Genomic DNA, 24,773 nt, shown 5'->3' with positions numbered 1-24,773 from the left:
GGGCGCAAAAAGTCATCTGCAACGAAAGGCTCTAGCCCGCCATTTCGTCCAGTGTCTTCTGGAACTTGCCGGCGTGAGAGCGCTCGGCCTTGGCCAGCGTTTCGAACCAGTCGGCAATCTCGTCAAAGCCTTCTTCGCGAGCGGTGCGCGCCATGCCCGGATACATATCCGTGTATTCGTGGGTTTCGCCGGCGATGGCCGATTTCAGATTGGCTTCGGTATTACCGATCGGCTCGCCCGTCGCCGGATCGCCGACTTCCTCGAGGTATTCGAGGTGACCGTGCGCGTGGCCGGTTTCACCTTCGGCGGTGGAACGGAAAACCGATGCCACATCGTTATAGCCTTCAATGTCGGCTTTTTGCGCGAAATACAGATAGCGGCGGTTCGCCTGGCTTTCACCGGCAAACGCTTCCTTCAGATTTTCTTCGGTTTTCGAACCCTTGAGCGACATTATCTTCCTCCCATTGAGCCGGACATCCGGCGTGAATATGAGGACGAACCTAATCGCGCGACAGGCGAAGTCAACATTTTAGAATCGTTCTAAAAAATGAGAATTATTCTCATTTGGAGCGGGTGCGGATCACCAGCTCGCAGGCAACGATCTCGCTGCCATCCACCGGTTGCGGCAGAAGGTTCAACGGGATGGCGCCTTCCGGAATATCCGTCAGTTCACCCGTCGTCTCGTTCAGGAAATGATGATGGGAACTGGTATTGGTATCGAACCGGGTCGCGTCTGATCCCCGGGCCGCAATCGGCCGCAACAGACCTGCCGACACAAAATGCCCGAGCGTATTATAAACCGTCGCCAGCGCCATCGGCGCACCATTCCGCGACAACTGCCCGTGAATCTGTTCCGCCGTGACATGCCGGTCCCGGCCATCGGCAAACAACAGGCGGGCAATCTGCACGCGCGGCCGTGTGACGCGCAGGCCGGCGGATTCAAGGAGGGCAACGGGATCAGTCATGGGCCTTGTTTAGGTCAATCGCGAATTGCTCGCAACTCACGCCTTTGACGATGTCGAAGGTCGCGAGGCAGCGATCAAAAGAATGAGGGGCAATACCCACGGCACGATCCGCTCGAACGGATCGCCGGGCAGGCGCGCCAGTGATCCCGCCCAGCTGTCCCCGCCGATTTGACCGGCCAGATAGAAAAACACAGTCATGGCAAAGCCGGACAGGATTGCGGCCAGAATGGCCCATCCCGCCGACTCTCGCCGGAATACCCGGACCAGGACGACCGGACCAAATGCCGCGCCGAGCGCCGACCAGGCGAACAAAACCCGGCTGAAAATGGTGGCAGGCAAAGCGAGCGCCAGTGCCACGGCCAGAGCCACCAGCACCGCCATCACAATGCGCGAAATCAGAACTTCCTTTCCGGGAAATCGGCGCGCCACCCCCATATCATGCGCGACAGCAGCCGAAGTGGCGATCAGGAGCGAATCCACGGTCGACATCACGGCCGACAGGACGGCAGCAATGATCAACCCGGCGATCATCGCAGGGAAAAGGTCGCCAGCGAGCAGATAAAGCAGGCTTTCGCCATCCGCCGCGCCGCCGGTCAGCGCCCGGCCGGACAGGGCCAGCGTGATCATGCCGGTATAGACGATCACCGCCCAGCCCATCGCGATCCGGAATCCCTGTTGGCGGGATTTCTCGTCCTTCACGGCCATCAGCCGCGCGATCAGATGCGGCTGCCCAAACGGGCCGAGTCCAATGGCAGCGATACCGAGAACGAAGCCGATAAAAATGAACCCCGCATGTGGTCCCGTCCAGGACAGATAGCCTTCGGGCGCTGAGGCATTAAGGGTCTCCCACACCCCGCCGGGCCCGCCCGCTGCGATCAGGGCCGCGGCCGGCAGAAGAATGGCAACCAGTGCCATGAGCCCGCCCTGCAGCATATCGGTCACGCTGACCGCCCAGAACCCGCCCAGCAGCGCATAGATCAGGATAACAAGCGCGCCGATCAGAAGGCTTTCGACATGCGGCAGATTGAGCTGGGTTTCAAAGGCCGCCCCGGCCGCGCCGAACTGGGCGGCGATATAGAAGATGAAGCAGAAAATGATCAGCACAGCGCTGGTCATGGCGATCATCGTCTTCATTCCGCGACCAGCTTCAGCCGTCATGAAATCGGTGAGCGTGACATGACCGCGTGTGGCGGTTTCCTCGCGCAACCGTTTGCCAAAGACCTGCCAGACAACGACATAGCCGCCCAATATGCCCGGCACCATCCAGAGCGCACTCAGGCCATTGGCATACACAAAGCCGGTAAATCCAAGCAGCACCCAGGCCGAGGAGGTGGACGCGGCATAGGAGAGCCCCGCCACCCAGGCGCCCAGCCCGCGCCCGCCGAGGAAGAAATCATCCTCGGTTTTGTTGCGGCGGGAGGCCCAGAGGCCAATGCCGATCAGCGCCAGCTTGTAGACGATGAGCGTCGCGATAATGATCAGCGTATTGGTGTCCATGACATCTCCCCTGCATCGACCCTAGCCCGGCAATTCCGATGCGAATAGTGCCCTCGCCAATAGACGCCTGCGCGCTAAAATGTCATCAGACACCCAACATTCCGACCGATTACAGGACGACCGTCATGAATAGCCACACCAATGTCGACGCCAAAAACTTCAACTGGGAAGACCCGCTCGATCTGACCGGCCTCTTGTCCGAAGAAGAGCGCATGGTTCAGGAAACCGCGCGCGGCTATGCGCAGGAAAAGCTGATGCCACGTGTCATCGCTGCGGCGCGCGAGGAAAGTTTCGACCGCAACATCATGACGGAGATGGGCGAGCTGGGCCTCCTCGGCGCGACCCTGCCGGAAGAATATGGCGGGGCCGGCCTGAACCATGTCGCCTACGGCCTGATCGCGCATGAAGTGGAAAAAGTGGACTCCGGCTATCGCTCCGCGATGAGCGTCCAGTCCTCACTCGTCATGTATCCGATCTATGCGTTCGGTTCCGAGGAGCAGAAGCAGAAATATCTACCCAGGCTCGCAACCGGCGAATGGGTGGGTTGTTTTGGTCTGACCGAGCCGGACGGCGGGTCGGATCCGGGTGCCATGCGCACCACGGCGACCAAAGTCGCCGATGGCTACATCCTCAATGGCTCGAAGATGTGGATCACGAATTCGCCGATCGCGGATCTCGCCGTGGTCTGGGCCAAGCTGGATGGCGCGATCCGCGGCTTCATCGTCGAGCGCGGCACGCCCGGTTTCGAAACGCCGAAGATCGAGGGCAAGATGAGCCTGCGCGCCTCCATCACCGGCTCGATCACGCTGAGCGATTGCAAGGTCGGCGAAGACGCGCTGATGCCGAATGTGAAGGGCCTGCGCGGACCCTTCTCCTGCCTCAACAAGGCGCGCTACGGCATTGCCTGGGGTGCGATGGGCGCCGCCACCTTCTGCTGGCATGCCGCCCGCGAATATGCGCTGGAGCGTGTCGTCTTCGGCAAGCCGATTGCCGGCACGCAGCTGGTCCAGAAAAAGCTCGCTGACATGCAGACCGAAATCTCGCTCGGCCTGATGGGGGCCTGGCGGCTCGGGCGTCAGCTTGATGAAGGCGCCTGGATCCCGGAAACCATCTCGCTGATGAAGCGGAATAATTGCGGCAAGGCACTCGCCATTGCCCGCGAGGCCCGCGACATTCACGGCGGCAATGGCATCGCCGAGGAATATCATGTGCTGCGCCATGCGGTGAATCTGGAAACCGTGAACACCTATGAGGGCACACACGATATTCACGCCCTCATCCTCGGGCGCGCCCAGACCGGCATTCAGGCTTTTGCCTGATCTACCGGATGCCGGATGAATAAAGGGCGGCTTGCGAGCCGCCCTTTTTTATTCAAAAACCTTGCGAAGCGTTTCCGATGCGCCGCCTTCCTTGATCTCCTTGAGACGCACATAGGCGATCGCCGCGCTGATACCGCCAACCGGGGCTATGATGGCCAAACCGAACGCCGTCACGCTCACGCGGAGCAGGCCCCGAATTGCCGGATTGCCGATTTCCAACGAGTCGAGCCACAGCGCGCCGGGCGTCATGATAAACGATGCCAGAAAAGCCAGTATGAAAACAATCAGCGTCGTGAGAATCGAGAGGCCTAAAAGGGCCCAGCGATAATCCCGCGTCAGATTCATGCTCCGGGGTATAGCGCGAAGTCCAACCTGCTCATCAAGCAATACCGGCATGGCCACGAACAACATCAGCGAAATGATCACCCCGGGAACAAACAGCAGGATAAATCCGAGCATCGTCACAACAGGAATGATCAGACAGAGCGCAACCATTGGCGCCAGCAACAGCAATAATCGCCGGGTGGATCGCAAAACACCTATTCGGCCATCCCGGAAAAGATGAATGGCAGGCAATACGACCAGTGCCTGGACGCAGAGGCCATACAGCAGATTGACCATCGCTTCACCGAAACTCAGGGCCAGATTGAGCCAGATCGTCGGCGTCAGTGAACGTGCAATAACGCCTGATATCTCGGCGCTGACCGCCTCGAAGGCGACCGTAAACAGCAATATGGCCGGCAGGAAATAAAAGAGCCCACGCCAGTAGACGCTGAAAGTCGATGTAACGATATCAATAACGTTCAGCGACGGACGTGCCGGAACCATAGGCGGCGCAGCGTCCGTCACCGGCGTTGGGCCCCGGTTTCAGGGTGAAAACAGCGGGGCCCGGTCACGCTTACTCGAAGACTTTCAGAAGGTCCGCGGCCTGCCCGCCTTCCTTGATCTCCTTCAGACGCGCATAGACCACGCCGCTGGCAATCAGAGACAGTGGAGCTGCAAGTGAGGACACGGCTGCATTCACGACGCTGTACCAGATCGGATAGGAGGGAGTTGCGTCCTGCAGGAAGACGTCACCACCTCCGGTCGCCATAAAGGCGCCGATCAGTATGGCACCGCCGATCGCAGCGACGATCCAGATAATGATGGCGAGAACAACGACCGTTCCCACAATCGCCCAACGATAATTTTCGGTCAGCTTCAGGCTCCGCTCGAAAGCCCCGAAACCGGCATTTTCGAACACGATGGTCGGAACCATCACATAGAACATCGCCATGATGTAGAGGCCCGGAACAATCAGCAAAAGAAAACCAATGCCCGACATGATCCCGACCAGAATGCCGAGAATCAGAATGGGAAAAAACCCGGCCAGTGCCGCGCTGATCGCTTTGCCCACCGCTGTTCCCTGACCAACCTGCACGCTCACGGCCATGCGCACAATCACCGCCTGCGCCAGAACCATCAACACCAGATAGAGGATGAGGGACACGAGACCGGATAGCAGCATGGCGCCGATATTGTTCGGGTCGTTCTCGAGACTGCTGGAAATCAAACGATTGTAGAAGAATTCGAAAAGCAGAGTTGGAATGAAGACAATCAGGAAAAAAAGCGGCAGGTTCTTGAAATAGATGCTGAAGCTTTGAGAGAGCATCCGGCCGACATCAAGCGGAATCTTGCCGCCTTCTGGTGTCGGTGTGTCTGTTGTATCCGCCATATTCCCCTCCCCGGGATTGTTGAATCAGATTCTTCAGTCTGCCGGGCGCGCCGGCACAATCAATGATTATTTTTCGTTTTCTGCCCGCTTTCATCCCGGTGATGCTTGTCATCCCGCACATCGCCGAAGAGCTGCCTCTGCTCCAGATAGGCGCGTTGAGCGGTATAGAAGGCGTGCAGAAAGGCCAGCACGCGCTCATCCGGCACGGGCTCGTCAAAGCCGATTTTCTTGCGAATCTGCGCCGCCACTTCGACCAGTGTCTTGCGCATGTCGGCCTTCACCGGCTTGTCGAGAGGATTGGCACGCAACAATGTTTCCAGCGTCTGCAATTCGAACCGGCCATAATGTTCAAGGTGAGACGCTGAAAAGACAAATTCCTCATCCGGCCCGGCGCTGGAAAGGTCCGGCATCAACAAGGTCTTGGGCTGACGCGCGACATAGGTGTTGGCGAGAATGTCCCCGAGTCGCTGACGCCGTTTATTGGTGAGCGGCACGATCAGCAGGATCGCGATCCAGGCCAGCAGCACAATATTCCAGAAAAGCCCCATCTGACTGGCGGCCAGCACCATCGTCCCTGGAATAAAGACCTCGACTTCCTTCATGATATTGCGTGCCACAACGCCATGAGTGGTCAGGCCGCGCCCGTCCGCAGACAGGACCCGCAGCCCGGTCAGGCGCTTTCCCAGCGTCTGACCATTCCAGAACAACTCGGCCATGATGTAATAGGGCGCGCGAATAAAAAGTGTGAGCAGGGCAAACAAAATACCTGCAGCACTGCCGCCCAGATTGAACGGCAGGAGGGCGATCACCAGCGTCAGCGCCAGTGCGCCGAACGCGGTAATCAGGATATCGGCAATCTGGGCCCCCATCCGCGCCATCAGGCTGGCGACCTCGAAATGGATCGGGACCCCTTCCGGCGGTGTCAGAATGGAAAACCGCTGCGCCTTCTCATACTGGCGCGCCGCTTCGGCAGGTGTCTTTGCGCGGGCCATTAATTGCGCCTCCACCCGGCCAGCAGGAACCAGGCCGCCCAGAGCGCGCCTATTCCCCAGCCAATGACGATGCGCACTTCGGTATCCTGTATCAACTGGCGTCCGAAGCCTTCCAGAAGCCCCGCCACAAACAGCATCAGCGCAGAGATCAGGGCCAGCTTCACAGCATCCTTCGAGGCCGCCCGCAGCGCATCCTTTCGGGGCATGTCGCCGGGAAAGAGGAAGGCCAGCCCCAGCATGAACCCGCCACCGGCCGCAATCATGATCGCCGCCAGCTCGGTCACGCCGTGAATGCTGAGCCAGCCAAACAGTTCATAGCCGAGATCGCGGCTGTCATAGAGGGCATAGAACGCCCCCAGCATCAGCCCGTTATAGAGCGTCAGCAGGAAGCTGGGCACGCAGGCAAAAATGCCGAGCGCAAAAGCAAAGAAGGCCACCCGAGTATTGTTGGAAAACAGATAGGCCGCGAAAGCGCCGAGACCGGCCAGATACCCGCCACCATCATCAAACAGCGCCGCACGAAGCGATTCGGTACTGGCGCCCGGGCCGCGGTCGCCAGCCAGTCCGGCTGGCACAAATGTGTAGAACCAGGCCGTGTCCTGCATGAAGAGCGCATAGGCAATGACCGCCCCCAGCGCCATGGCCAGAAAGCCGAGGACCAGGCCGATCCAGCTGCGCCGCATGGCCTGAGGAGCGGATGAGGCAAAGAAGCGCGTGACCACGCCGGAGAGACTTTCCTGCGGCGCATAGACCGCAATATAGGCCCGTGCGACCAGCGCTTCGAGATAAGCCAGAAGTGCCTTGTCCAGAGAGATGTCGCGAGCCACTGACAGGCTCGTCGCCGTGGAGCGATAAAGCCGCGCGAGATCCTGCGCCTCCTGAAAGGTGAGCTTCGCCGCAGCGCCGCGTTCAGCCTTCCTGACCAGTTCCTCCAGCGCCCGCCAGTCGGCTTCGCGCTGTTCGCGGAAACGGGTGGAGCGGATACGGGCAATATCGGTCATGCGACCTCCCGCGCTTTCAGGTCGAGATAGGTCGACACCAGACGCGGCGTCAGCTTGTCGGGCTCGACGTCGAGACACATCACGCCCAGGCGGTTCAGGCGTTCAAACACGATCCGGCGCTCGCGCACAAAATCTGCGGCGGCGACACTGGCGGCCGCCTCTTCGATTGAAATCACCGGATTACTGACCAGCGCTTCCGTTTCGGGATCCCGCAAAGCGATGAAAATCACCAGATGTTCACGCGCCAGATGGCCGACCTGTTCGACCATCAACTCCGCTGTCGTCGTATCCACAAAATCGGAGAAGACGATCACCAGGCTGCGGCGCTTCAACTGACCTTTCAACGTCGCCAGCGCGAGCGTGTGATTGCTCTCGCGGCTTTCATAGGCCAGGTCCGCAAGGGTTCGGCGCATTTTCGGAAAGGCCTGACGCCCGGGCGATGGCGGCAGCCAGACGCGCGGCCGGGAATCATAGGTATAGAGCCCGACCTGATCCCCGCCTGCTGCCGCAGCCCAGGCCGTGGCCAGTGCCGCATTGATCGCGTGGTCGATCTTCGGCAGGCCAAGGATTTCCTCGCGCATCAGATATCCGTTATCCAGCGCGATAATGACCGAGTGATTGCGTTCCGCCCGTGTTTCCTTGGAAAGCATGCGCCGTTGCCGCGCCGAGCGTTTCCAGTCAATCCGGCGCAGGCTCTCGCCGGGCACATAATCGCGCAATTGGTGGAATTCGGACCCTTCGCCTTCATTGAATGTGTTCTTCTGCCCCATCAGGCTGGTGCGGACCTGCAGATCGATTTCACCATTCAGCACGGGACGGATGTCCGGCATGACCGCAATTGGCTGCGGCATCCGGGCCTTCGGGACAAATTCAAACAGACCCAGTCGGCTGGGCCAGCACATCCAGATATCGCTGAACGTCCAGCTGCCACGGCTCGTGGCGCGCACCTCGAAAGACAGAACCCGCTCGGCATCAGGATCCTGATGCTCGCGCGGCCCCGTGAGCCCCTCCGGCCAGTCAAACCGGAGACGGAAATCAGTCGGCAAGGAACGCCGGAAGGCCAACTCATACCGGCCGGTCTCATTGCAGAAGAGCTGCAGCGGGCCGGATATCTCGAATTGCGGGCGGAGCCGGAAACTGGAAAGCAGATCAAACAGGATCACAAGCCCGAGGACGGCCCAGGGCAAGGCCAGAAATGTGCCATTGCCGGTCGAAACCGGCAGCATCAACCCGGTCACCAGCAAAGCGCCCAGAGACAGCCACAGAAGGCGAGTTGTTGGACGCACTAGCGCGGCACCTCGATCCGCCCCAGCACAGACGTTAGAACATCATCGGCCGTGCGGCCCTCGATTTCAGCCGACGGCCCGAGCACGATTCGGTGACGCAAGGACGGCAGGAAAAGATCCCGGACATCGTCCGGAATGGCATAGTCGCGGCCATCCAGTGCGGCCGTCACGCGCACCGCCCCTGCGATCGCATCAGCCGCCCGCGTGGATGCGCCTTCGCGGATATCCGGGTCGGAGCGAGTCTCGCGAACCAGATCGACGATATAGGTCAGGATTTTCTCATCGAGCCGGATGCTGTCGATCAGCCCTTGCGCCGCCGTCAGCTGCTCGCCCGACATGACCGGTTCGATACGGTCGGTCTGGCCGGATTTGTTCAGCGATTGAGCGGCGTGACGGCGCAGGATTTCCAGCTCCGCATCCCGGTCAGGAAAGTTCAGGACAATTTTGAACAGGAAGCGATCATTCTGGGCCTCCGGCAGCGGATAGGTGCCCTGCTGTTCAATGGGGTTCTGGGTCGCGATCACATGGAAATGCTGGCCCAGCGACAAGTCCTGTCCATCAATGGTTACAATGCCTTCCTGCATGGCCTGCAGGAGCGCCGCCTGGGTCTTGGGCGGTGCACGGTTGATCTCGTCAGCCAGCAGGATGTCAGTGAACACCGGCCCTTTCACCAGGCGAAAGGCGTTCGCACCAAAATCAAAGAGGTTGGCGCCAAGCACATCGCCCGGCATCAGATCCGGCGTGAACTGGATACGTCCGAAATCAAGCGCCATGGCGGCTGCAAAGCTGCGCGCCAGTAGCGTCTTTGCGGTTCCGGGCGGCCCCTCCAGCAGGCAATGCCCGCGTGAAAAAACCGAAACCAGCAGCTGGTTGATCACCGCGTCCTGACCGTGAACGGTCTTGCGGATTTCCTGTCGCAGCGCCTCGGCGCGTGTGGCGAAATCTTCGAGCGTAAAATCCGTCATGTCAGCTTCAGCGCCTTTTTGTAAGCGGTTTCCAACCGGGAAAGTGCGGGAACGGTCTGATCCAGACCAGCGGTATCGGGCAGATTGCGAATTTCGGCGATAACATCGCGGAAGGATTTTCCGACCTCTGCATCAGCGTGATCCAGCCGCCGGAGAACACGCGCTTCGCGATCTGCAATGCGGGCATCGCGGCCGAGAATGCGTTCTGCCAGTGTTGTGATATGCGTCGACAACAAGGTTTTGAGGAGCGCGCCATCGGCGCGCGCACGGCGCATCAACCGGGCCTGCGCGATCAGGGACGTGCGCCGCGCCGCACCATGTCCTTCGGTAAAGCGCCGCACCAGCGGAACCCCGCGAACGCCCCCTCGCCATAACAGAATGATCAGGAAGCCGAGCCCGGCCAGCCAGAGCCAGCGGAAAGGCGGCTCGAAATAGCGCAGCAAATCCGACAGGGATCGCGCATGCTCCGAGACATCGCGCAGAAGCCAGGGCACCGCAGTATAATCGACGATTACCACCCCTTCACCCGCGAGGCCGCGGATCAACTCGACCGCCAGACGCGCATTCTCGCCGCGCGCCAGACCATGATTGTTCAGGAGATCGGGATCACTCAGCAGCCAGTAGGTTACGTCATTGGTGACACACTCGAACAGGAGACCGCGCTCACCCTCGCCGATCAGAGCCTCACAGCCAAGCGGAGCAACCGCATATTGCGGCGCATAGACTGACGCGCTTCCCGCCAGACGTGGTGAGAGTGACACTGGCTCGACCTGTTCCGGTTGTTCGGTGGCCAGTCTGTAGAAAGTGCCGAAATCGGCCTGCTGATAATCGTCAGCCGGCTCGTCCACGACGATCTCGCCCGGCGTTTTCGGCGGCAGGTATTCATTCTCCGGCTGGAGTTCCACGACATCTCCATCACCGGCAAAGCCCTCGACGTCCCAATCGTCGTCCGTTGTGGAATCTTCGGGCGCGATGTCGGCATTGCCGTCATCCTCAACAACATCAGCCGGCTCCGCAGACGCCGGAATGTCGCTCGAAAGCAGAAAGTCCGGATGAATGAAGCCAGCTTGCCGGATGCCGTCGCGCCATTTGGACATCACGACGAGCGTGGGAAGCGTCTCGATCTTGGTCGAAATCACACCATTGAAAATGCGCTGTATTTCCGGCCGGAGATATCGCCCCTCCCCGCCCGGACTCGTTGAATCGATGCCCGCCGTGTTATTGTCGTAGAGTGGCAATATCCGAAGGCCAATGCCCTCGGGATCCAGCGCATCGCCGCCATGAAAGGCGCGGGTTTCGAGGCCATGTGCATCCAAAAGAGCCACCAGCCCGTCCAGACCGATCACACTGCGCGAAATGCGCGGCGCGCGCTCAAGCGTGAGTAACCAGGCGATGCAGGCCGCGACCAGCAGAAATAGAATGCCCCCGGTGATAAAGGGGAAACCGGGTTTGGTACGGCCCGCCACTACGCTCGACCTCTCACGTCATGTAAAATCGGGCGCGCGTCCTCGACTGCGGCGACCAGTCCGGCCCGGTCCAGCGTTTCGCCCGCAAAACGCACGCGCTCGGCCAAACGCACAAGCGCCGCGACGGGCGCATAGTGCCGCCAGTCCCGCGGCAGCCGGAACAGCACAGCTCGCGCCGTCTCGCTCTTTCGAAGTGTTGCGTTAATGGACGCCAAAGCCGTCTCGAGCACCAGCCTTTGCAAGGCACCGATCGCAACACTTTCGTCTTCGATGGCAAGCACTGCTTCAAGCGTCGTTGTCTTTTCTTCATTTGCCAGTGCCGGCCCCGCCTCAACAGTCCCGGCACCCGTTACACCGGCGTCGGCCTCACCCCTTGTCCCGACCTGGATGACCGATCCGTACCGCCAGATCAGATAGATGATCACGCCAAGGATGGCCGCGCCAATCGTCCACAAAAGGATCTGGATCACGCTGATTGGGTTGAGGTTTCTCAAAAAGTTAGTGAACCAGTTTGAGCCATCGCGGTCAGACTCTTGCACGCCCGCGCGGTCCCGCCAGTCATCCTCTGCCGGGTAGATCTCGGGTTCAGGCTGCAAATCCAGCCGGTCCGAAATCTCGGAAAAATCCGGCGCAGCGCCAGCGATAGCTACTTCGTCAGTCTGGCGCGCAAAAAGGCTGAAGCTGCCGACCAGAAGAAGGCCCGCAATTACCGCGAGACAGACCAGCAAAACGGGTCGTGACAATCCGGTTCGGGCCGAACTCACACTCACAGTTGAACACCCCTCATCACCAACGCCACCCCCTGGGGAACGACCGTAGATAGCGGTAATAGCGAGGGCAAGTCCGGTGTATGATTCTTCGCGAAAATCGCGGCCAATGTGGATTTCCCAATTGCTAGACGCGGCGCTGCCTGAAACACTTGTGCCATGTCCGCGCGCCCCCGCCTCACCGTCGACCTCGACGCCATTTCGGCCAATTATCGCTTGTTGCAAGAGACCGTTGCGCCGGCGGAGTGTGCGGCTGTTATCAAGGCCGATGCCTACGGTCTGGGTGCCGGCGCCATCGGCCGCCGCCTGCTGGCAGAGGATTGCCGCACCTTCTTTTTCGCCCACTTGCCGGAAGCGAATGATATCGGTCCAGCCGTTCAATCCGCAGGCGGCAAGGCGTTTATCCTGAACGGGTTGGGCCTCTATCCGGTCGCTGACTTCCTGAACGCCCATACCATTCCGGTCCTGAATACGCTTGAAGAAGCACGCCAATGGTCAGAAGAAGCCGGCAACGCGCCGGCCGCCCTTCATCTGGACACCGGCATGAATCGTCTGGGCCTGCCGCCACGAGATGACGCGGCGGTTGTCAAATTACAGGAAGCCGGCCTCAACCTGATCCACGTCATGAGCCACCTTGCCTGCGCCGATGAAGCCAACCATCCGGCAAATCAGGCTCAACTGGAGCGTTTCCGTGAGCGCGCGGCGGCTTTCGGTGACCTCCCCAGATCCTTGTCAAATTCGGCCGGATGCTTTCTGGGCAGCGCGTTTCAGTTTGATCTTTCACGGCCTGGCCTCGCCCTCTACGGCGCACAGCCCCTCACCGGGAGAATTGTACCGTTAAGCCTGCCCTACCGGTTCGAAGCGCCCGTGCTACAGGTCCGGCGTTTTTCCCGGCGTGAGACATTCGGCTATGGCGGCACGCATACGGCCGAATCAGACGGATTTTCCGCGACCATCGGCGCGGGCTATGCGGACGGAATTCCCCGCTGCCTGTCCAATCGCGGGCATGTATGGCTGAGCGGTATCAAAGCGCCCATCATCGGGCGCGTCTCGATGGACTCGTTTACCGCGGACATTTCGGCCCTGCCGGATCCGGAAAGCCAGCTTCACGCGAGCGCCCAGATTTATGGTCCGGACCTGACCATTGACGCGCAGGCGGCGGCTGCGGGATTGAGCGCTTATGAATTACTCACCCGAATCGGCGGGCGCACAGAACGATATTATATCAACGAATTGGCATCGCGCTGACACCGCGCTAAGTCAGCAGGAAATGAAATTGGGGATAATCATGCAACGCATTTTGCTCGCCTTGAGCCTCTTCATCGGTGCCGCGACGACCGCCATCGCCGATCCGATAGAATATTTTCAGGTTGACGGCATCACCTATGACGAGTCCATCCCGGCGCCCGAAGACCGGCTGGGCTTTGGCGTCGGCGACCGCCCCATCCGGCATGATGCCATGGTGGCCTATCTCACAGAGCTTGCTGACCTGTCCGACAGGATATCTGTCGAGACGATTGGCTATTCTCACGAACACCGCCCCATTCTTTTCTTCACCGTCACCTCGCCCGGCAATCACGGGCAGATTGACGATATCCGCCAGCAACACCTGGCCCAATTAGAGCCCGGCAGCGCACCCGGAAATGGCCCTGCCATCATCTGGCTCAATTATGGAGTTCACGGCGCGGAAAGCGCGGGCATGGATGCCGCCATTCCCACGCTTTATCACTTCGCCGCCGCGCAAGGCGCGGAGATCGAAGAGACACTGGCCAACAGCGTCATTCTGATCACGGCCATTTTCAATCCGGATGGCCATTCCCGGCGCGTCAATCATGTCGAGGCCTTCGGCGCGGAAATCGCGGTGACCGATCCCGATCACGAACAACACAATCTCTGGACCGAGGCCCGGACCAACCATTACTGGTTCGACCTCAACCGTCAGTGGCTGCTTCAGACCCAGCCGGAATCCCAAGCCTGGCTGGAGCAATGGCATCGCTGGAAACCACAGGTCTCTGCCGATTTCCACGAAATGCAGACCGAGGCGACCTTCTATTTTCACCCGGGCGAGCCGCTGCGCCGCAATCCGCTGATTCCGGAACGCGCTCGCGAACTGACCGAAGGCATTGCGCAATACCATGTCCGCTTTCTCGATAGCGAAGCGCGCCTCTACACTTCGGCCGAGGGTTTCGACAATTTCTATGTCGGCAAGGGCTCAACCTATCCGCAGGTCAATGGATCTCTGGGCATATTGTTCGAAATCGGTGCCGCGCGCGGTGGCCTCATCGAGGCCGATCGCGGGCTTGTCCGACACGGGGAGAATGTCCGCACGCACTTCCGCACGAGCCTGACAACGGTTGAGGGCGCACTCGCTCAACGCGATGCCATTGCCGATTATCAACGGCAATTCTTTGCTGACGCCGCCGCACAAGCCGCGCGCGATTCAGATCGCGCTTTTGTGTTTTCCGCCAATGGAGATCCGGAACGCCTGAACCTGTTTGTCGATCTGCTCGATCGCCATGACATTACGGTCCATGCCCTGGCGCGGAATGTGCGGGTTGACGGCCAGGACTTTCGGGCCGGAGAAGCCCTGGTCGTCCGGCTGGATCAACCGCAATACACCATGATCCGCAGCCTGTTTGATCGCGTCTCCGAGTTTGACGAGAACATTTTTTACGATGTGTCCGGTTGGACGCTGCCTCTGGCTTACGATCTCGAATACGCCCCGCTGGGCCGTGCCTTTGCGGCCGACCTTCTGGGTGATGAGATTTCGCCGCGCGCCGTGGGTGCCACTCCGCCGCAACGATCTTCCTATGGCTATGTGGTTCGCTGGTCGGATTATTTTGCGCCGCGCAGCCTCTATCGTCTGCTCGATAATGATATTCGCGTCCGCATCGCGACCGAAGACGTGACCATTCCCGTGACCGGCGGACCGCGCCAGTTCGGGCCGGGTAGCGTCTTCATCCCGCTGGTCGGGCAGGATGTGTCCAATGACCGGATTTACGAGCTTGTCTCCGAAGCCGCGCGCGAGGATGGCGTGTCTGCCCATGCAGTCGTTTCGGGTTCCACACCCGGTAACACGCCCGATCTGGGTGACAGCCGCGGCTTTCGCTCGGTTGATCAACCGCGCGTTCTGGTCCTGTTTGACGATGGTCTCGCCTCCTATGATGCCGGCGAGGTCTGGCATCAGCTGGACTACCGGATGCATATCCCGGTGACCTTGCGCCGCAAGGACGAGCTCGGCGGCCTCGACTGGTCCCGCTATACGCATCTCGTCATCGTCGGCGGCGGGAATACGCGCCTGTCTGAAAGCGCGGCCAACCGGGTCCGGCAATGGGTCCGTGAAGACGGCGGAGTCATCATCGCCAGCCGGCAGGCGGCGTTGATGGCACAGGACGTCTTCCTTGGCGTTGAACCGGATGAGGACGACAGCGAGGAAGACGGCGAAGAGGAAGATGGCAGACCGGATCGCCGTAATTATGCCGACCTGTCCGTCGACGATGCCGAGCATATTATCGGCGGTGCCATTTTCGAAGGCGATCTCGACCCCACCCACCCTATCGGATTTGGATATTCCGATCGATTCATCGCGCTTCACCGCAATATGGTCGAGACACTGGAATGGCCGGAAGAGGATCCCTTCGCTGTGGTAGTCCAGTACGCGGATGAACCGCTTCTGTCGGGATATGCCTCCGAGCGGCGGCAGGAAGAAATCGGGGGAACGCCCGCAGTTATTGCCCAACGCATGGGCCGGGGCGCGGTCATTCTGTTTGCGGATAATCCCAATTTCAGGGCTACCTTCCGCGGCAATGAGCGCATGTTCATGAATGCCATTTTCTTCTCGCGCCTGATCACACCGCCCAGCGGCGAGTACTGATCAGACTATGCCCGACGCGCCGCTTTTCTTCGTCCGAAACGGCCCCATCGGGGAATTGGTGCTCAACCGGCCGCACAAGCGGAATGCGTTGACCCGCGCCATGTGGCAGACACTCCCGCGCCTCCTTGACGAGGCCATGGCAGAGCCGGATCTGCGGGTGCTGATCGTGCGCGGAGAAGGCGGCGCTTTTGCAGCAGGCGCGGATATAGGCGAGTTTGAAGACGTCTATGCCACGCCGGAAAGTGCCGATGCGTTTTCGGCTGAAGTGGCGACCGCACTGGATGCGCTCGCCAGCTTCCCGCTCCCGACGCTGGCGCAGATTGACGGTGCCTGTATCGGGGCCGGATGCGGGATCGCGCTCGCTTGCGATATTCGCTATGCCAGTGCGGAAGCGAAATTCGGGATCACGCCCGCAAAGCTCGGCCTGCTCTATCCGCTGAACGATACGCGAAGGCTGGTGGATGCCGTCGGGCAATCGATAGCGCGCGATATTCTGTTCTCGGCCCGCCATCTGGATGCCCGCGAGGCGGCAGCTACAGGACTGATCAACGCCTGTTTGCCTGCAACCGATCTCGAAGTCCGAACCCGCGAAATGGCCCGGCTCATTGCGTCACGGTCCAGAGACAGTCTGCGCGGACTCAAATCCATCCTCGACCTCATTGCCGACGGGGTCCACAATGACACGGCGGAAACGCGCGCACTTTTCCGCCAGGCATTTGACAGTGATGATTTTTCCGAAGGCTATCGTGCTTTTCTTGAAAAGCGCCCTCCGGATTTTTCCGGCCCAGACAAGGACAAGACATGAAACGCGGACTTCAGATTTTCCTCGCCGTCTTCAGCCTCGCTCCGCTCTATTTCGGTGTTACAGGCGTCCTCTTCGGCGCAGCGGGACATATGTCGGCCGAAGCGGTAACGCCCGACCTCGACAGCCAGTTTCGCTATCTCTCCGGCCTGTATATCGGCTTTGCCGCTCTCATCTGGTGGTTCATTCCCAATGTCGACCGCCATGTCTGGCTGTTCCGTCTCATGACGCTGGCTGTGTTTCTTGGAGGCCTGTCTCGGCTATACTCCTACCTGACGGTCGGCGCGCCGGGACCGGAACTGGTCGCCGGAATTGCCATCGAGATCGCCCTTCCATTGATCATCATCTGGCAAACGGCGGTCGCGCGAAAAGCACGGCAGAACAACGGATAATTCCCCATGGCGGATGCGCCTCTGAAAGGCCTCAAGGTACTGGAGCTGGCCCGTGTACTCGCGGGACCATGGATTGGACAAACGCTGGCCGATCTCGGGGCGGATGTCATCAAGGTCGAGGCGCCGGGCGGGGATGACACACGGCGGTGGGGACCGCCCTGGGTCGATCATGATGGTGAACGCTCGGCGGCCTATTATCATGCCTGCAATCGCGGCAAGCGCTCCATTGTTGCCGACTTCAAGACCGAAGAAGGCCGGGATCTGGTGCGCAGGCTCGCCGCGCAATCGGATGTTCTGGTCGAGAATTTCAAACATGGCGGGCTCGCCAAATACGGGCTGGACTACGACTCGCTCAGATCGATCAATCCCCGGCTCGTCTATTGTTCTGTGACGGGCTTTGGCCATACCGGCCCTTATGCCGACTTTGCCGGCTATGATTTCATCATCCAGGGCATGTCCGGCCTGATGGATCTGACGGGCGATGCCGGCGGTCCACCTCAAAAGGTGGGCATTGCCATCGCCGACCTGTTAACCGGATTGTACGGCGTCATTGCGATTCAGGCGGCGCTTTCAGCCCGCCAGAATTCCGGCGAAGGCCGCCATATCGATATGGCATTGATGGACTGCATGACCGGCGTGCTGGCCAATCAGGCCCTGAATTATCTGGTGACGAAAGAAAGCCCCCATCGCATGGGGCCGGCGCACCCGAATATCGTGCCCTATCAGGCCTTCCCGGTGAAAGATGGCTATCTGATCATCGCCGTGGGAAATGACGGGCAGTATCGGCGCCTTGTCGAACTGCTGGACCTTCCCGAAGGCAGAGATGCGAAATATGCCACCAATTCGGGCCGGGTCGAGCACCGCGAGGAGCTGGTGCCCCTGATTTCGGCCCGGACCCGGAACTGGTCTCGGGATGAGTTGTTGCTGGCCTGCGAGGACCACACGATACCGGCCGGGCCGATCAACACGCTCGCCGACGTCTTCAGCGACCCGCAGACCATTGCGCGGGAAATGGCTATTCTTGTCGATGGCGTGCCGGGTGTCCGTACACCCATTACTTTTACTGACGGCACACTGGCGCTTGGAAAGCCGTCCCCGAAGCTGGACGAGCATCGCGCAGACATTCTGAGAGAGCTGTATCAAGCCTAGAAAAAAGGCGGGCCCGAAGGCCCGCCCAGCATACGCATAACACTGTTTTCGGAGGGCGAAGCCGACATCCGGAACCGAGAACTCACCAAAGTTCCGGATGCCCGCCTCTAAGTGCTGCGTATTACCTCGTTTGACCTGCCTAGCGGCTGATCGTGATCCGGCCGTAGAAGTAACGGCCAGCCGTGTCATAGGTCTGATTGAGTGTGTTCATATCGTCATTGTTGGTGACATAAGGCGGCGTCTCATTCGCGAGGTTACGCACACCGAAGGTCAGGCCAACGCCTGCGTCGACGAAGTTATATGCCGCCTGAACATCGTGGTACATCACGCGCTCAGCGGTATCCGACAAGCCACCACTCGGGCTGAATGCCGTAACTTCGTCAAGATACCGGCCGACATAGTTGAACTGCCAGTTATCCCCGACAACACCCAGACGAAGCAGGGCGGTGATTTCAGGGAAAGCCGCAGGGTTCGTTGTGAACGGATCCTGTGCAAAGGCACCGGCATATTCAGACACGGCACCACCTGGCAGCACCTGATAGGCGAAGCTTTCCAGATAGGTGACATCGAGACCGGCAACGAACTGAGCCGTCGATTCAAAGATGTCGAAGGTCGGACCCGAATAATCGATTCCGATATCAACACCCGATGTCTCATAGGTCGACAAATTGGCATTGGTGATCAAGACACCGGCCAGAACACCCGTTGCGCCGCGCCGCGCACCACCCGGTCCCGGGAAGGGAGCAGACAATGGCGTGCCACCAATCTGGAAACCCGGACCAGCAATCAGAGCGCAGAGCGGATCCGAGAAGTTCGCGGATGCATAGCACTGCGACGCAATCGTGTTGACGTCAGCTGACCCGATAGCGTCCGTGATCTCGAACGAGAAGTAGTCGGCCGAGAAGGTGAAGTCCTCGAGGATTGGCGTGCCTGACGGCGTGAAGACCACACCGAAGGTATAACCCGTCGATTCTTCCGGCGTCAGGTTCGGGTTACCACCCGTCACACCCGAAGCCTGTGTCGAGGTCAACGTGAAGCTCGGGCTGGCGATACCGTCAGCCTGACAGTTGGCAATCGTCGTCGCACTAACGCCCGACGTGCCATAGTTCACGCATGGATCCGTGTACTGAACAGCCGATTGTGCCTGAGGCGAAAAGAGCTCAGCAATCGACGGAGCCCGGAAGCCGGTCGAGTAAGAGCCACGGATCCGCACCTGGTCATTCGGTGCCCACTCGGCTTTGATCGAATAGGTATTCGAGTCGAAGCTGTTGGAAACATTCGTGCCATTCACGTCATAGCTGGATGAACGAGCGGAAAGCTCGACGGCCAGGATTTCAGCGAACTCGACGCCCGACAGAATTGGCAGGCGTACTTCGCCGTAGAATTCCTGAGACGTGATGTCGCCCTGTGTGGCGTTCCCGGACACGAAGTAAATCTGACCGATCTGCGCCGCACCATCCGGAATGAACTCGCCGGTATCACGGCGGCGCTCATAACCCACAGCCCAGCCGATTTCACCACCTGGCAGCTGAAGACCACCGAGATCACCTGACAGGTTGGCTTGGTAAGACAGGCGAGTCGTACGGCCAACTGGCGAGTGCCGGACCAGCATGTAATTGGCAATGGCATCCGTCAGCGTATCGCGGCGGAACGGGTCCCAGATCAGGTTGGCAGGCGTCTGACAAGCACCGGCAGCCAAAGAGGCCGGGTCATTACAGAGCACCTGCGCTGCGCGAACCGGGTTCACCTGACCGTCAATGACGCGCGCGTCAACATAGCGGCCATAAGACAGGGACGTATCCCAGAAAATGCCCGCTGGCAGCATGCCTTCAAGGCCGAAAATCGACCGCCAGGACGAGGCGTCCTGCGTGAAGAAGCGACCGCTATCCAGCTCCGCCAGACGCCGGGCGACGAAAACGGATTCGCCGGTCGGATTGCCAGGGTGGAAAGCTGGAACCAGTGGCGACCAGAAGGTGCCGACAGGTGCCAATTGCTGCTCGGATGCCCGAGCTGCGTACATGAATTCACCGAAAGCGGTGGCCTGACCGAAGCGATCAGAATTCATGACATCATATTCGGCATCGAAGAAGCCGGTCCACACCTCCATTGGCGTGACCATGTAGGAACGTTCGGCAAAATTGAAGCCGTCCGCCGGTGTAAAAGCGCGGAGCGTATTCGTCGCCGGATCCAGCACTGCTCCGCCATTACCGAATTGAGCGGTGAAGTTGGGCGAATTGGCGCCATTGCCGAAAATCTGACCCGGGTAGGCGGTACCTGAACCACCGCAGATCAGCTGACCACCCTGCTCTGCCCAAGGACAGGCGGAGAACGGACGATCACCCTGAAGGATGGTGCCACGGTCGAAATATTCAACATTTGCGGTAAAGCGGCCACCGTCAAATGACCGACCAAAGGTCGCGCCATAACGATAAATCTGACCATCGCCTTCAGACGTGACATCGTATTGAGCAAAGGCTTCAAAGCCTTCGACATCGTCACGCGTGATGATGTTGACCACACCGGCAATGGCATCCGAACCATAAACGGTCGAAGCGCCATCGCGCAGAACCTCAACACGGCCAATGAGCGACACCGGAATAAAGTTAAGGTCGGCGGTGCCACCGGTGTTTGCCGGCGTGACGCGACGACCATTGACCAGAACCAGGGTCCGGTTCGGACCGAGGCCGCGAAGCGAAATCGTGGCCTGACCGCCAGAACCGTTGTTCACGCGCGAATTGGTTTCACCACCCGGCGCAAACGTGATCTGGTCCGCAAAATCTTCCAGCGTGCGCACGGCCTGAACATTCAGGTCATCCGCACCCACAACCGTGATCGGGCTGACGGACGTCAGCTCACTACGGCCAATCCGTGAGCCGGTCACGATGATGCGGTCATCCGTTGCACCATCCTGAGCAAAGGCAACACTGCCCCCGAAAGTTGAAGCCATTGCGACCGCCGCACAGGACGACAAGGCCAATGTCTTCAACGAGACGCCTGAGCGCCGTTCAAACACTTTCATCTGAGTCTCCATATTTTTCCCCTCCGAACGCCATGACGACGCAGGAACCTGTTCCACTAGACGAGCGGAACAGTGTTCAAAAGGGCGGAGCGATAAAACGAAAACTAATCACGACGAAGCGTATATTCTGGACGCTATATTTATGATTTTTAACATTAAATGCCGGTTAGAGTTCACGATTCTGTGATGGGAGTTTAGCTGATCGTGAGTATCCTTAGCCCGGCGAAGTGCCAACGATTGGCAACACTGGGAGGACATTGTTTTAATCTGATGCACGCGCAGGAAAACCGGCCCGTCATTCTGATGTGCGCGCCCGATGAAATCGGCGACGGTCTGCAATCACATATTGCGGACCGCTGTGAGCTGGTGCGCGTCACGCGTGAACGGGCCCATGGCCAGTTCGACAAGCTGGTCGACGATAGCGGTGCTGGGGGTATCATTCTCGGTGCCCATCAGGTTGATCGCGAAGTCCGGGAGTTTGCCGCGAGCGCTGACCGGACGGAGACGCCCTACCTTCTGGCCGTCGAATCCACCCACCAGGCGCACCTCATGTTCGAGTTGTCAGCGCGCGATTATGTCCTCCTGACCATGCCGGACGGCTATGTTGCGGCCTGCCTTGACCGGTTTCTGGACAGCCTTCAAAGGCAAACCTCAGGCGCGGGCGCTCAGCCGCAAGACAATTCGCCGTCCGCGCCTCCCGCCATATGGGTCCGGACCGGCCATGCCGAACGAAAGATCTTGCACTCCGCAATCCGTTCTATCTCAGCCGATAGGGATTATGCCGTGATTGAGACAGACAACACATCGCTACTGGTGCGCAGCACAATGACCGCGCTGGAAGCAGAACTCGAGAGCGACGCTTTCCTGCGCATTCACCGCTCGCACATCGTGCCGGTGAACGATATCCGCGAGGTCCGTACACTCGGACCCAACCGGCACGAGGTCACGCTGCGCAATGGGCGGTCCTTCCTTGTTGGGAGAACCTATTGGCCGCGCATCAGAGCCCTGCTGCGCGGGCAAAGTCGGAAGGTTACATCGCGTTTGCAGCACGGATAGACGCGACCGTATAAAAATAATTCTCCGGTCAGGCGTCACACAAGTGTAGGTTGATCGACGAAACGGCTGGAGGATAGACTATGAAACTTGCCTGTATTTCATTGGCCCTCATCGGGCTTTGCAGCACACCGGCACTGTCACAGGAGGCTTGCGCAGATCGCGATCCCGGTGTCCTCGCGGATTTCGAAGGCGACTGGCAGTCGGATGGCAATGCCTTCGGACAGCCTGCTGAAAGCCGGATGAGCTGGGCGCCGATCATGGATGGCTGCTTCTGGCGCCTGGAATATGTCATCGACACCAATCCCGGGACAGAGCAGGCCAACACCTTCCACGGCATGGGCACACACCATCATGAGGGTAGCGAGATTACCGGTCACTGGGTCGACAATTGGGGGGCAATGCACAGCCTCCGGGGGTCAGCGACAGAGACCGAACTCATCGTCTATTGGGGAGAACCCGATGCACAACTCGGCCGCTCTCGCTACACGCTGACAGAGGATGGTGCGATTCAGGTGACTGACTGGATCCTCAATGAGAGCGGCTGGCAACAATTCAACGACAACCGGTTCGAGCGGATCGAAGACTAGCCCAGCGCCCTGGCGTGATGCGCGATGTGGTCATCCATGAAGGTCGAGATGAAATAATAGGAATGATCATAACCAGCCTGCCGGCGCAGGGTCAGTTTCTGACCGGCTTCTGAGCAGGCGGCTTCGAACAATTCCGGCTTCAGCTGTTCTTCCAGGAAATTGTCCGCCATCCCCTGATCAATCAGGATATGCGCGTCTGACGCCTGTTTCCGGACCAGCTCGCAGGCATCATATTCTGCCCATGCAGACCGATCCGCGCCCAGATAAGTCGAGAAGGCCTTCTCACCCCACGGCACCTGAGTTGGAGCCACGATCGGCGCGAAGGCGGAGCAGGTCCGGTAAGCCTCCGGGTGTTTCAGATGCAGGGTCAGCGCGCCATGTCCGCCCATGGAATGACCGAAAATGCCCTGCCGGGCCATATCCGCCGGGAAATGCTCGGCGATAATCTCCGAGAGTTCTTCAGTGATGTAGCGGTCCATCGCGAAATGCTTGGCCCAGGGCGATTGCGTCGCCGTCAGGTAGAAGCCCGCTCCCTGCCCCAGATCATAAGACTCATCGTCCGGAACACCCTCGCCGCGCGGGCTCGTATCGGGTGCCACCACGATCACACCATAACGCGCAGCAGCGGCTTGCAGATTTCCCTTCTCCATCACATTCGACCAGTTGCAAGTGAGGCCGGACAGAAACCAAAGCACCGGCACCGGGCCTTTTTCTGCCTGCGACGGCAGATAGACGGCAAACCGCATCACCGTGCCGGTCACGGCGGAGTCGTGATCATGGACGGACAGCGTGCCGTTGAAGGTGCGGAAGGTGGAGACGCGCTCCATCAATAAACCACCACGCTGCGGATGCTCTCGCCTGCATGCATTAGGTCGAAGCCTTTGTTGATCAGCGAGTCGATATCGATGCGTCCGTCCATATACATGTCGACGATTTTCGGCACATCCGTGCGCCCTCTCGCACCGCCAAAGGCCGAGCCGCGCCAGACCCGGCCGGTGACCAATTGGAAGGGCCGTGTCGAGATCTCCGCACCCGCCGGAGCGACGCCGATGATGACACTCTCGCCCCAGCCTTTGTGACAACATTCCAGCGCCGCGCGCATGACATCGACATTGCCGATGCATTCAAAGGAATAATCCGCCCCACCGCCGGTCAGCTCGACGAGATGGCCGACCAGTCCGTCATGGCCGCCCGGAATTTCTTTCGGATTGACGAAATCCGTCATGCCGAACTGGCGCGCCATGCTCTCGCGGGCCGGGTTAAGATCGACACCGACGATCTGCCGCGCGCCGATCAGCCTCAGCCCCTGGATGACATTGAGCCCGATCCCGCCGAGCCCGAAGACAACGGCGGTGGAATTGGGCTCCACTTTTGCGGTGAACATCACCGCGCCAATGCCCGTGGTCACGCCGCAGCCGATATAGCAGATCTTGTCAAAGGGCGCGTCCTTGCGGACCTTGGCCAGCGAGACCTCGGGCAGGACGGTGTGGTTCGAGAAGGTCGAACAGCCCATATAATGCAACAGCTTCTCGCCCTTGTAGGAAAACCGGCTGGTCCCGTCCGGCATCACACCCTGACCCTGGGTCGCTCGAACCTTCTGACAGAGATTGGTCTTGGGATTGAGGCAGTATTCGCACTCCCGGCACTCGGCCGTGTAGAGCGGAATGACATGATCGCCGGGTTCCAGGCTGGTGACGCCCGGCCCGACTTCCAGCACCACACCCGCGCCTTCATGGCCGAGAATAGCCGGGAAGGCGCCCTCCGGGTCCGCGCCGGACAGGGTGAACTCGTCGGTATGGCAGATGCCGGTCGCCTTGATCTCGACCAGCACCTCTCCGGCTTTTGGGCCTTCCAGATCGACCTCGCAAATTTCCAGCGGTTTGCCCGCTTCGAAGGCGACAGCAGCGCGTGTTTTCATCATG

The 24,773-nt window shown here is 59.7% G+C and carries 22 protein-coding genes; 8 read left to right on the top strand and 14 right to left on the bottom strand.

Features of this window, described 5'->3' with window-relative positions:
* Nucleotides 1-31: 31 nt before the first annotated feature.
* The 3 genes from P0D52_RS01460 to P0D52_RS01450 all read right to left on the bottom strand — a co-directional run bounded on the left by P0D52_RS01460 (nt 32) and on the right by P0D52_RS01450 (nt 2,462).
* On the bottom strand, nt 32-451 hold the full coding sequence (locus tag P0D52_RS01460) for a rubrerythrin family protein (RefSeq protein ID WP_394693672.1): 420 nt from the start codon (nt 449-451) through the stop codon (nt 32-34).
* A 109-nt stretch (nt 452-560) separates the two neighbouring features.
* Nucleotides 561-965, bottom strand: a complete 405-nt coding sequence (locus P0D52_RS01455; RefSeq protein WP_394693671.1) for a Fur family transcriptional regulator — start codon at nt 963-965, stop codon at nt 561-563.
* Nucleotides 966-1,001: 36 nt separating this feature from the next.
* Nucleotides 1,002-2,462 (bottom strand): sodium/proline symporter, encoded by a 1,461-nt coding sequence (locus P0D52_RS01450; RefSeq protein ID WP_394693670.1) that lies wholly within the window; start codon nt 2,460-2,462, stop codon nt 1,002-1,004.
* Nucleotides 2,463-2,587: 125 nt separating this feature from the next.
* On the opposite strand from P0D52_RS01450, the gene P0D52_RS01445 reads away from it, so the two are divergent.
* Nucleotides 2,588-3,781, top strand: coding sequence for an acyl-CoA dehydrogenase (locus P0D52_RS01445; protein WP_394693669.1), 1,194 nt, complete (start codon nt 2,588-2,590; stop codon nt 3,779-3,781).
* A 48-nt stretch (nt 3,782-3,829) separates the two neighbouring features.
* On the opposite strand, the gene P0D52_RS01440 is transcribed toward P0D52_RS01445, so the two are convergent.
* From P0D52_RS01440 to P0D52_RS01405, 8 genes are all read right to left on the bottom strand, one after another.
* Entirely contained in the window at nt 3,830-4,609 is a 780-nt protein-coding gene (locus P0D52_RS01440) for a hypothetical protein (protein WP_394693668.1), read from the bottom strand.
* Nucleotides 4,610-4,679: 70 nt separating this feature from the next.
* Nucleotides 4,680-5,495 carry a hypothetical protein gene (locus P0D52_RS01435; protein WP_394693667.1) on the bottom strand — a complete coding sequence of 272 codons (816 nt, stop codon included), beginning with the start codon at nt 5,493-5,495 and terminating at the stop codon, nt 4,680-4,682.
* 59 nt (nt 5,496-5,554) lie between these two features.
* The gene (locus tag P0D52_RS01430; protein WP_394693666.1) at nt 5,555-6,487 is read right to left on the bottom strand and encodes an RDD family protein; all 933 of its coding nucleotides are present in this window, start codon (nt 6,485-6,487) and stop codon (nt 5,555-5,557) included.
* The gene (locus P0D52_RS01425) at nt 6,487-7,488 is read right to left on the bottom strand and encodes a stage II sporulation protein M (protein WP_394693665.1); all 1,002 of its coding nucleotides are present in this window, start codon (nt 7,486-7,488) and stop codon (nt 6,487-6,489) included. Before P0D52_RS01425 ends, P0D52_RS01430 begins: the two co-directional genes overlap by 1 nt.
* Nucleotides 7,485-8,774 carry a DUF58 domain-containing protein gene (locus P0D52_RS01420; protein ID WP_394693664.1) on the bottom strand — a complete coding sequence of 430 codons (1,290 nt, stop codon included), beginning with the start codon at nt 8,772-8,774 and terminating at the stop codon, nt 7,485-7,487. Before P0D52_RS01420 ends, P0D52_RS01425 begins: the two co-directional genes overlap by 4 nt.
* The gene (locus tag P0D52_RS01415) at nt 8,774-9,739 is read right to left on the bottom strand and encodes an AAA family ATPase (protein ID WP_394693663.1); all 966 of its coding nucleotides are present in this window, start codon (nt 9,737-9,739) and stop codon (nt 8,774-8,776) included. Before P0D52_RS01415 ends, P0D52_RS01420 begins: the two co-directional genes overlap by 1 nt.
* Nucleotides 9,736-11,205 (bottom strand): hypothetical protein, encoded by a 1,470-nt coding sequence (locus P0D52_RS01410; RefSeq protein ID WP_394693662.1) that lies wholly within the window; start codon nt 11,203-11,205, stop codon nt 9,736-9,738. The genes P0D52_RS01415 and P0D52_RS01410 overlap by 4 nt, the downstream gene beginning before the upstream one ends.
* Entirely contained in the window at nt 11,205-11,969 is a 765-nt protein-coding gene (locus P0D52_RS01405; RefSeq protein WP_394693661.1) for a hypothetical protein, read from the bottom strand. The genes P0D52_RS01410 and P0D52_RS01405 overlap by 1 nt, the downstream gene beginning before the upstream one ends.
* Before the next feature lie 162 nt (nt 11,970-12,131).
* Between P0D52_RS01405 and alr the strand changes: the two genes are divergently transcribed.
* From alr to P0D52_RS01380, 5 genes are read left to right on the top strand one after another with little or no spacing between them, the layout of a single operon-like run.
* Nucleotides 12,132-13,220, top strand: a complete 1,089-nt coding sequence (gene alr / locus P0D52_RS01400) for an alanine racemase (protein WP_394693660.1) — start codon at nt 12,132-12,134, stop codon at nt 13,218-13,220.
* Between the two features lie 40 nt (nt 13,221-13,260).
* Nucleotides 13,261-15,846, top strand: coding sequence for a M14 family zinc carboxypeptidase (locus P0D52_RS01395; protein WP_394693659.1), 2,586 nt, complete (start codon nt 13,261-13,263; stop codon nt 15,844-15,846).
* Nucleotides 15,847-15,853: 7 nt separating this feature from the next.
* Nucleotides 15,854-16,651, top strand: coding sequence for an enoyl-CoA hydratase-related protein (locus P0D52_RS01390; RefSeq protein WP_394693658.1), 798 nt, complete (start codon nt 15,854-15,856; stop codon nt 16,649-16,651).
* Complete coding sequence (locus P0D52_RS01385) at nt 16,648-17,040, top strand: DUF4345 domain-containing protein (RefSeq protein WP_394693657.1); 393 nt, start codon at nt 16,648-16,650, stop codon at nt 17,038-17,040. The genes P0D52_RS01390 and P0D52_RS01385 overlap by 4 nt, the downstream gene beginning before the upstream one ends.
* Before the next feature lie 6 nt (nt 17,041-17,046).
* On the top strand, nt 17,047-18,189 hold the full coding sequence (locus tag P0D52_RS01380) for a CaiB/BaiF CoA transferase family protein (RefSeq protein ID WP_394693656.1): 1,143 nt from the start codon (nt 17,047-17,049) through the stop codon (nt 18,187-18,189).
* Nucleotides 18,190-18,328: 139 nt separating this feature from the next.
* On the opposite strand, the gene P0D52_RS01375 is transcribed toward P0D52_RS01380, so the two are convergent.
* A complete protein-coding gene (locus P0D52_RS01375) occupies nt 18,329-21,220 on the bottom strand; it encodes a TonB-dependent receptor plug domain-containing protein (RefSeq protein ID WP_394693655.1) in 2,892 nt (963 codons plus the stop codon).
* A 258-nt stretch (nt 21,221-21,478) separates the two neighbouring features.
* Here P0D52_RS01375 and P0D52_RS01370 point away from each other — a divergent pair, with 258 nt between their 5' ends.
* Both P0D52_RS01370 and P0D52_RS01365 read left to right on the top strand, forming a co-directional pair.
* Complete coding sequence (locus P0D52_RS01370; RefSeq protein WP_394693654.1) at nt 21,479-22,264, top strand: LytR/AlgR family response regulator transcription factor; 786 nt, start codon at nt 21,479-21,481, stop codon at nt 22,262-22,264.
* An 80-nt stretch (nt 22,265-22,344) separates the two neighbouring features.
* A complete protein-coding gene (locus P0D52_RS01365) occupies nt 22,345-22,851 on the top strand; it encodes a hypothetical protein (RefSeq protein WP_394693653.1) in 507 nt (168 codons plus the stop codon).
* Here the strand turns inward: P0D52_RS01365 and fghA are convergent.
* Nucleotides 22,848-23,678 (bottom strand): S-formylglutathione hydrolase, encoded by an 831-nt coding sequence (gene fghA, locus P0D52_RS01360; protein WP_394693652.1) that lies wholly within the window; start codon nt 23,676-23,678, stop codon nt 22,848-22,850. The genes P0D52_RS01365 and fghA overlap by 4 nt on opposite strands.
* On the bottom strand, nt 23,678-24,769 hold the full coding sequence (locus P0D52_RS01355; RefSeq protein WP_394694810.1) for an S-(hydroxymethyl)glutathione dehydrogenase/class III alcohol dehydrogenase: 1,092 nt from the start codon (nt 24,767-24,769) through the stop codon (nt 23,678-23,680). Before P0D52_RS01355 ends, fghA begins: the two co-directional genes overlap by 1 nt.
* Nucleotides 24,770-24,773: the final 4 nt, after the last annotated feature.

Source organism: Hyphobacterium sp. (genome assembly GCF_043584775.1).
Classification (GTDB): domain Bacteria; phylum Pseudomonadota; class Alphaproteobacteria; order Caulobacterales; family Maricaulaceae; genus Hyphobacterium.
The sequence above is the reverse complement of the archived record's forward strand: the minus strand, read 5'-3'. Positions and strand labels throughout refer to the sequence as shown.

What these genes read in the sequence shown, in the direction of transcription:
- P0D52_RS01460 (WP_394693672.1), bottom strand. Translation starts at nt 451, where the DNA reads ATGTCGCTCAAGGGTTCGAAAACCGAAGAAAATCTGAAGGAAGCGTTT.
- P0D52_RS01455 (WP_394693671.1), bottom strand. Translation starts at nt 965, where the DNA reads ATGACTGATCCCGTTGCCCTCCTTGAATCCGCCGGCCTGCGCGTCACA.
- P0D52_RS01450 (WP_394693670.1), bottom strand. Translation starts at nt 2,462, where the DNA reads ATGGACACCAATACGCTGATCATTATCGCGACGCTCATCGTCTACAAG.
- P0D52_RS01445 (WP_394693669.1), top strand. Translation starts at nt 2,588, where the DNA reads ATGAATAGCCACACCAATGTCGACGCCAAAAACTTCAACTGGGAAGAC.
- P0D52_RS01440 (WP_394693668.1), bottom strand. Translation starts at nt 4,609, where the DNA reads ATGGTTCCGGCACGTCCGTCGCTGAACGTTATTGATATCGTTACATCG.
- P0D52_RS01435 (WP_394693667.1), bottom strand. Translation starts at nt 5,495, where the DNA reads ATGGCGGATACAACAGACACACCGACACCAGAAGGCGGCAAGATTCCG.
- P0D52_RS01430 (WP_394693666.1), bottom strand. Translation starts at nt 6,487, where the DNA reads ATGGCCCGCGCAAAGACACCTGCCGAAGCGGCGCGCCAGTATGAGAAG.
- P0D52_RS01425 (WP_394693665.1), bottom strand. Translation starts at nt 7,488, where the DNA reads ATGACCGATATTGCCCGTATCCGCTCCACCCGTTTCCGCGAACAGCGC.
- P0D52_RS01415 (WP_394693663.1), bottom strand. Translation starts at nt 9,739, where the DNA reads ATGACGGATTTTACGCTCGAAGATTTCGCCACACGCGCCGAGGCGCTG.
- alr (WP_394693660.1), top strand. Translation starts at nt 12,132, where the DNA reads ATGTCCGCGCGCCCCCGCCTCACCGTCGACCTCGACGCCATTTCGGCC.
- P0D52_RS01395 (WP_394693659.1), top strand. Translation starts at nt 13,261, where the DNA reads ATGCAACGCATTTTGCTCGCCTTGAGCCTCTTCATCGGTGCCGCGACG.
- P0D52_RS01390 (WP_394693658.1), top strand. Translation starts at nt 15,854, where the DNA reads ATGCCCGACGCGCCGCTTTTCTTCGTCCGAAACGGCCCCATCGGGGAA.
- P0D52_RS01385 (WP_394693657.1), top strand. Translation starts at nt 16,648, where the DNA reads ATGAAACGCGGACTTCAGATTTTCCTCGCCGTCTTCAGCCTCGCTCCG.
- P0D52_RS01380 (WP_394693656.1), top strand. Translation starts at nt 17,047, where the DNA reads ATGGCGGATGCGCCTCTGAAAGGCCTCAAGGTACTGGAGCTGGCCCGT.
- P0D52_RS01375 (WP_394693655.1), bottom strand. Translation starts at nt 21,220, where the DNA reads ATGGAGACTCAGATGAAAGTGTTTGAACGGCGCTCAGGCGTCTCGTTG.
- P0D52_RS01370 (WP_394693654.1), top strand. Translation starts at nt 21,479, where the DNA reads ATGCACGCGCAGGAAAACCGGCCCGTCATTCTGATGTGCGCGCCCGAT.
- P0D52_RS01365 (WP_394693653.1), top strand. Translation starts at nt 22,345, where the DNA reads ATGAAACTTGCCTGTATTTCATTGGCCCTCATCGGGCTTTGCAGCACA.
- fghA (WP_394693652.1), bottom strand. Translation starts at nt 23,678, where the DNA reads ATGGAGCGCGTCTCCACCTTCCGCACCTTCAACGGCACGCTGTCCGTC.
- P0D52_RS01355 (WP_394694810.1), bottom strand. Translation starts at nt 24,769, where the DNA reads ATGAAAACACGCGCTGCTGTCGCCTTCGAAGCGGGCAAACCGCTGGAA.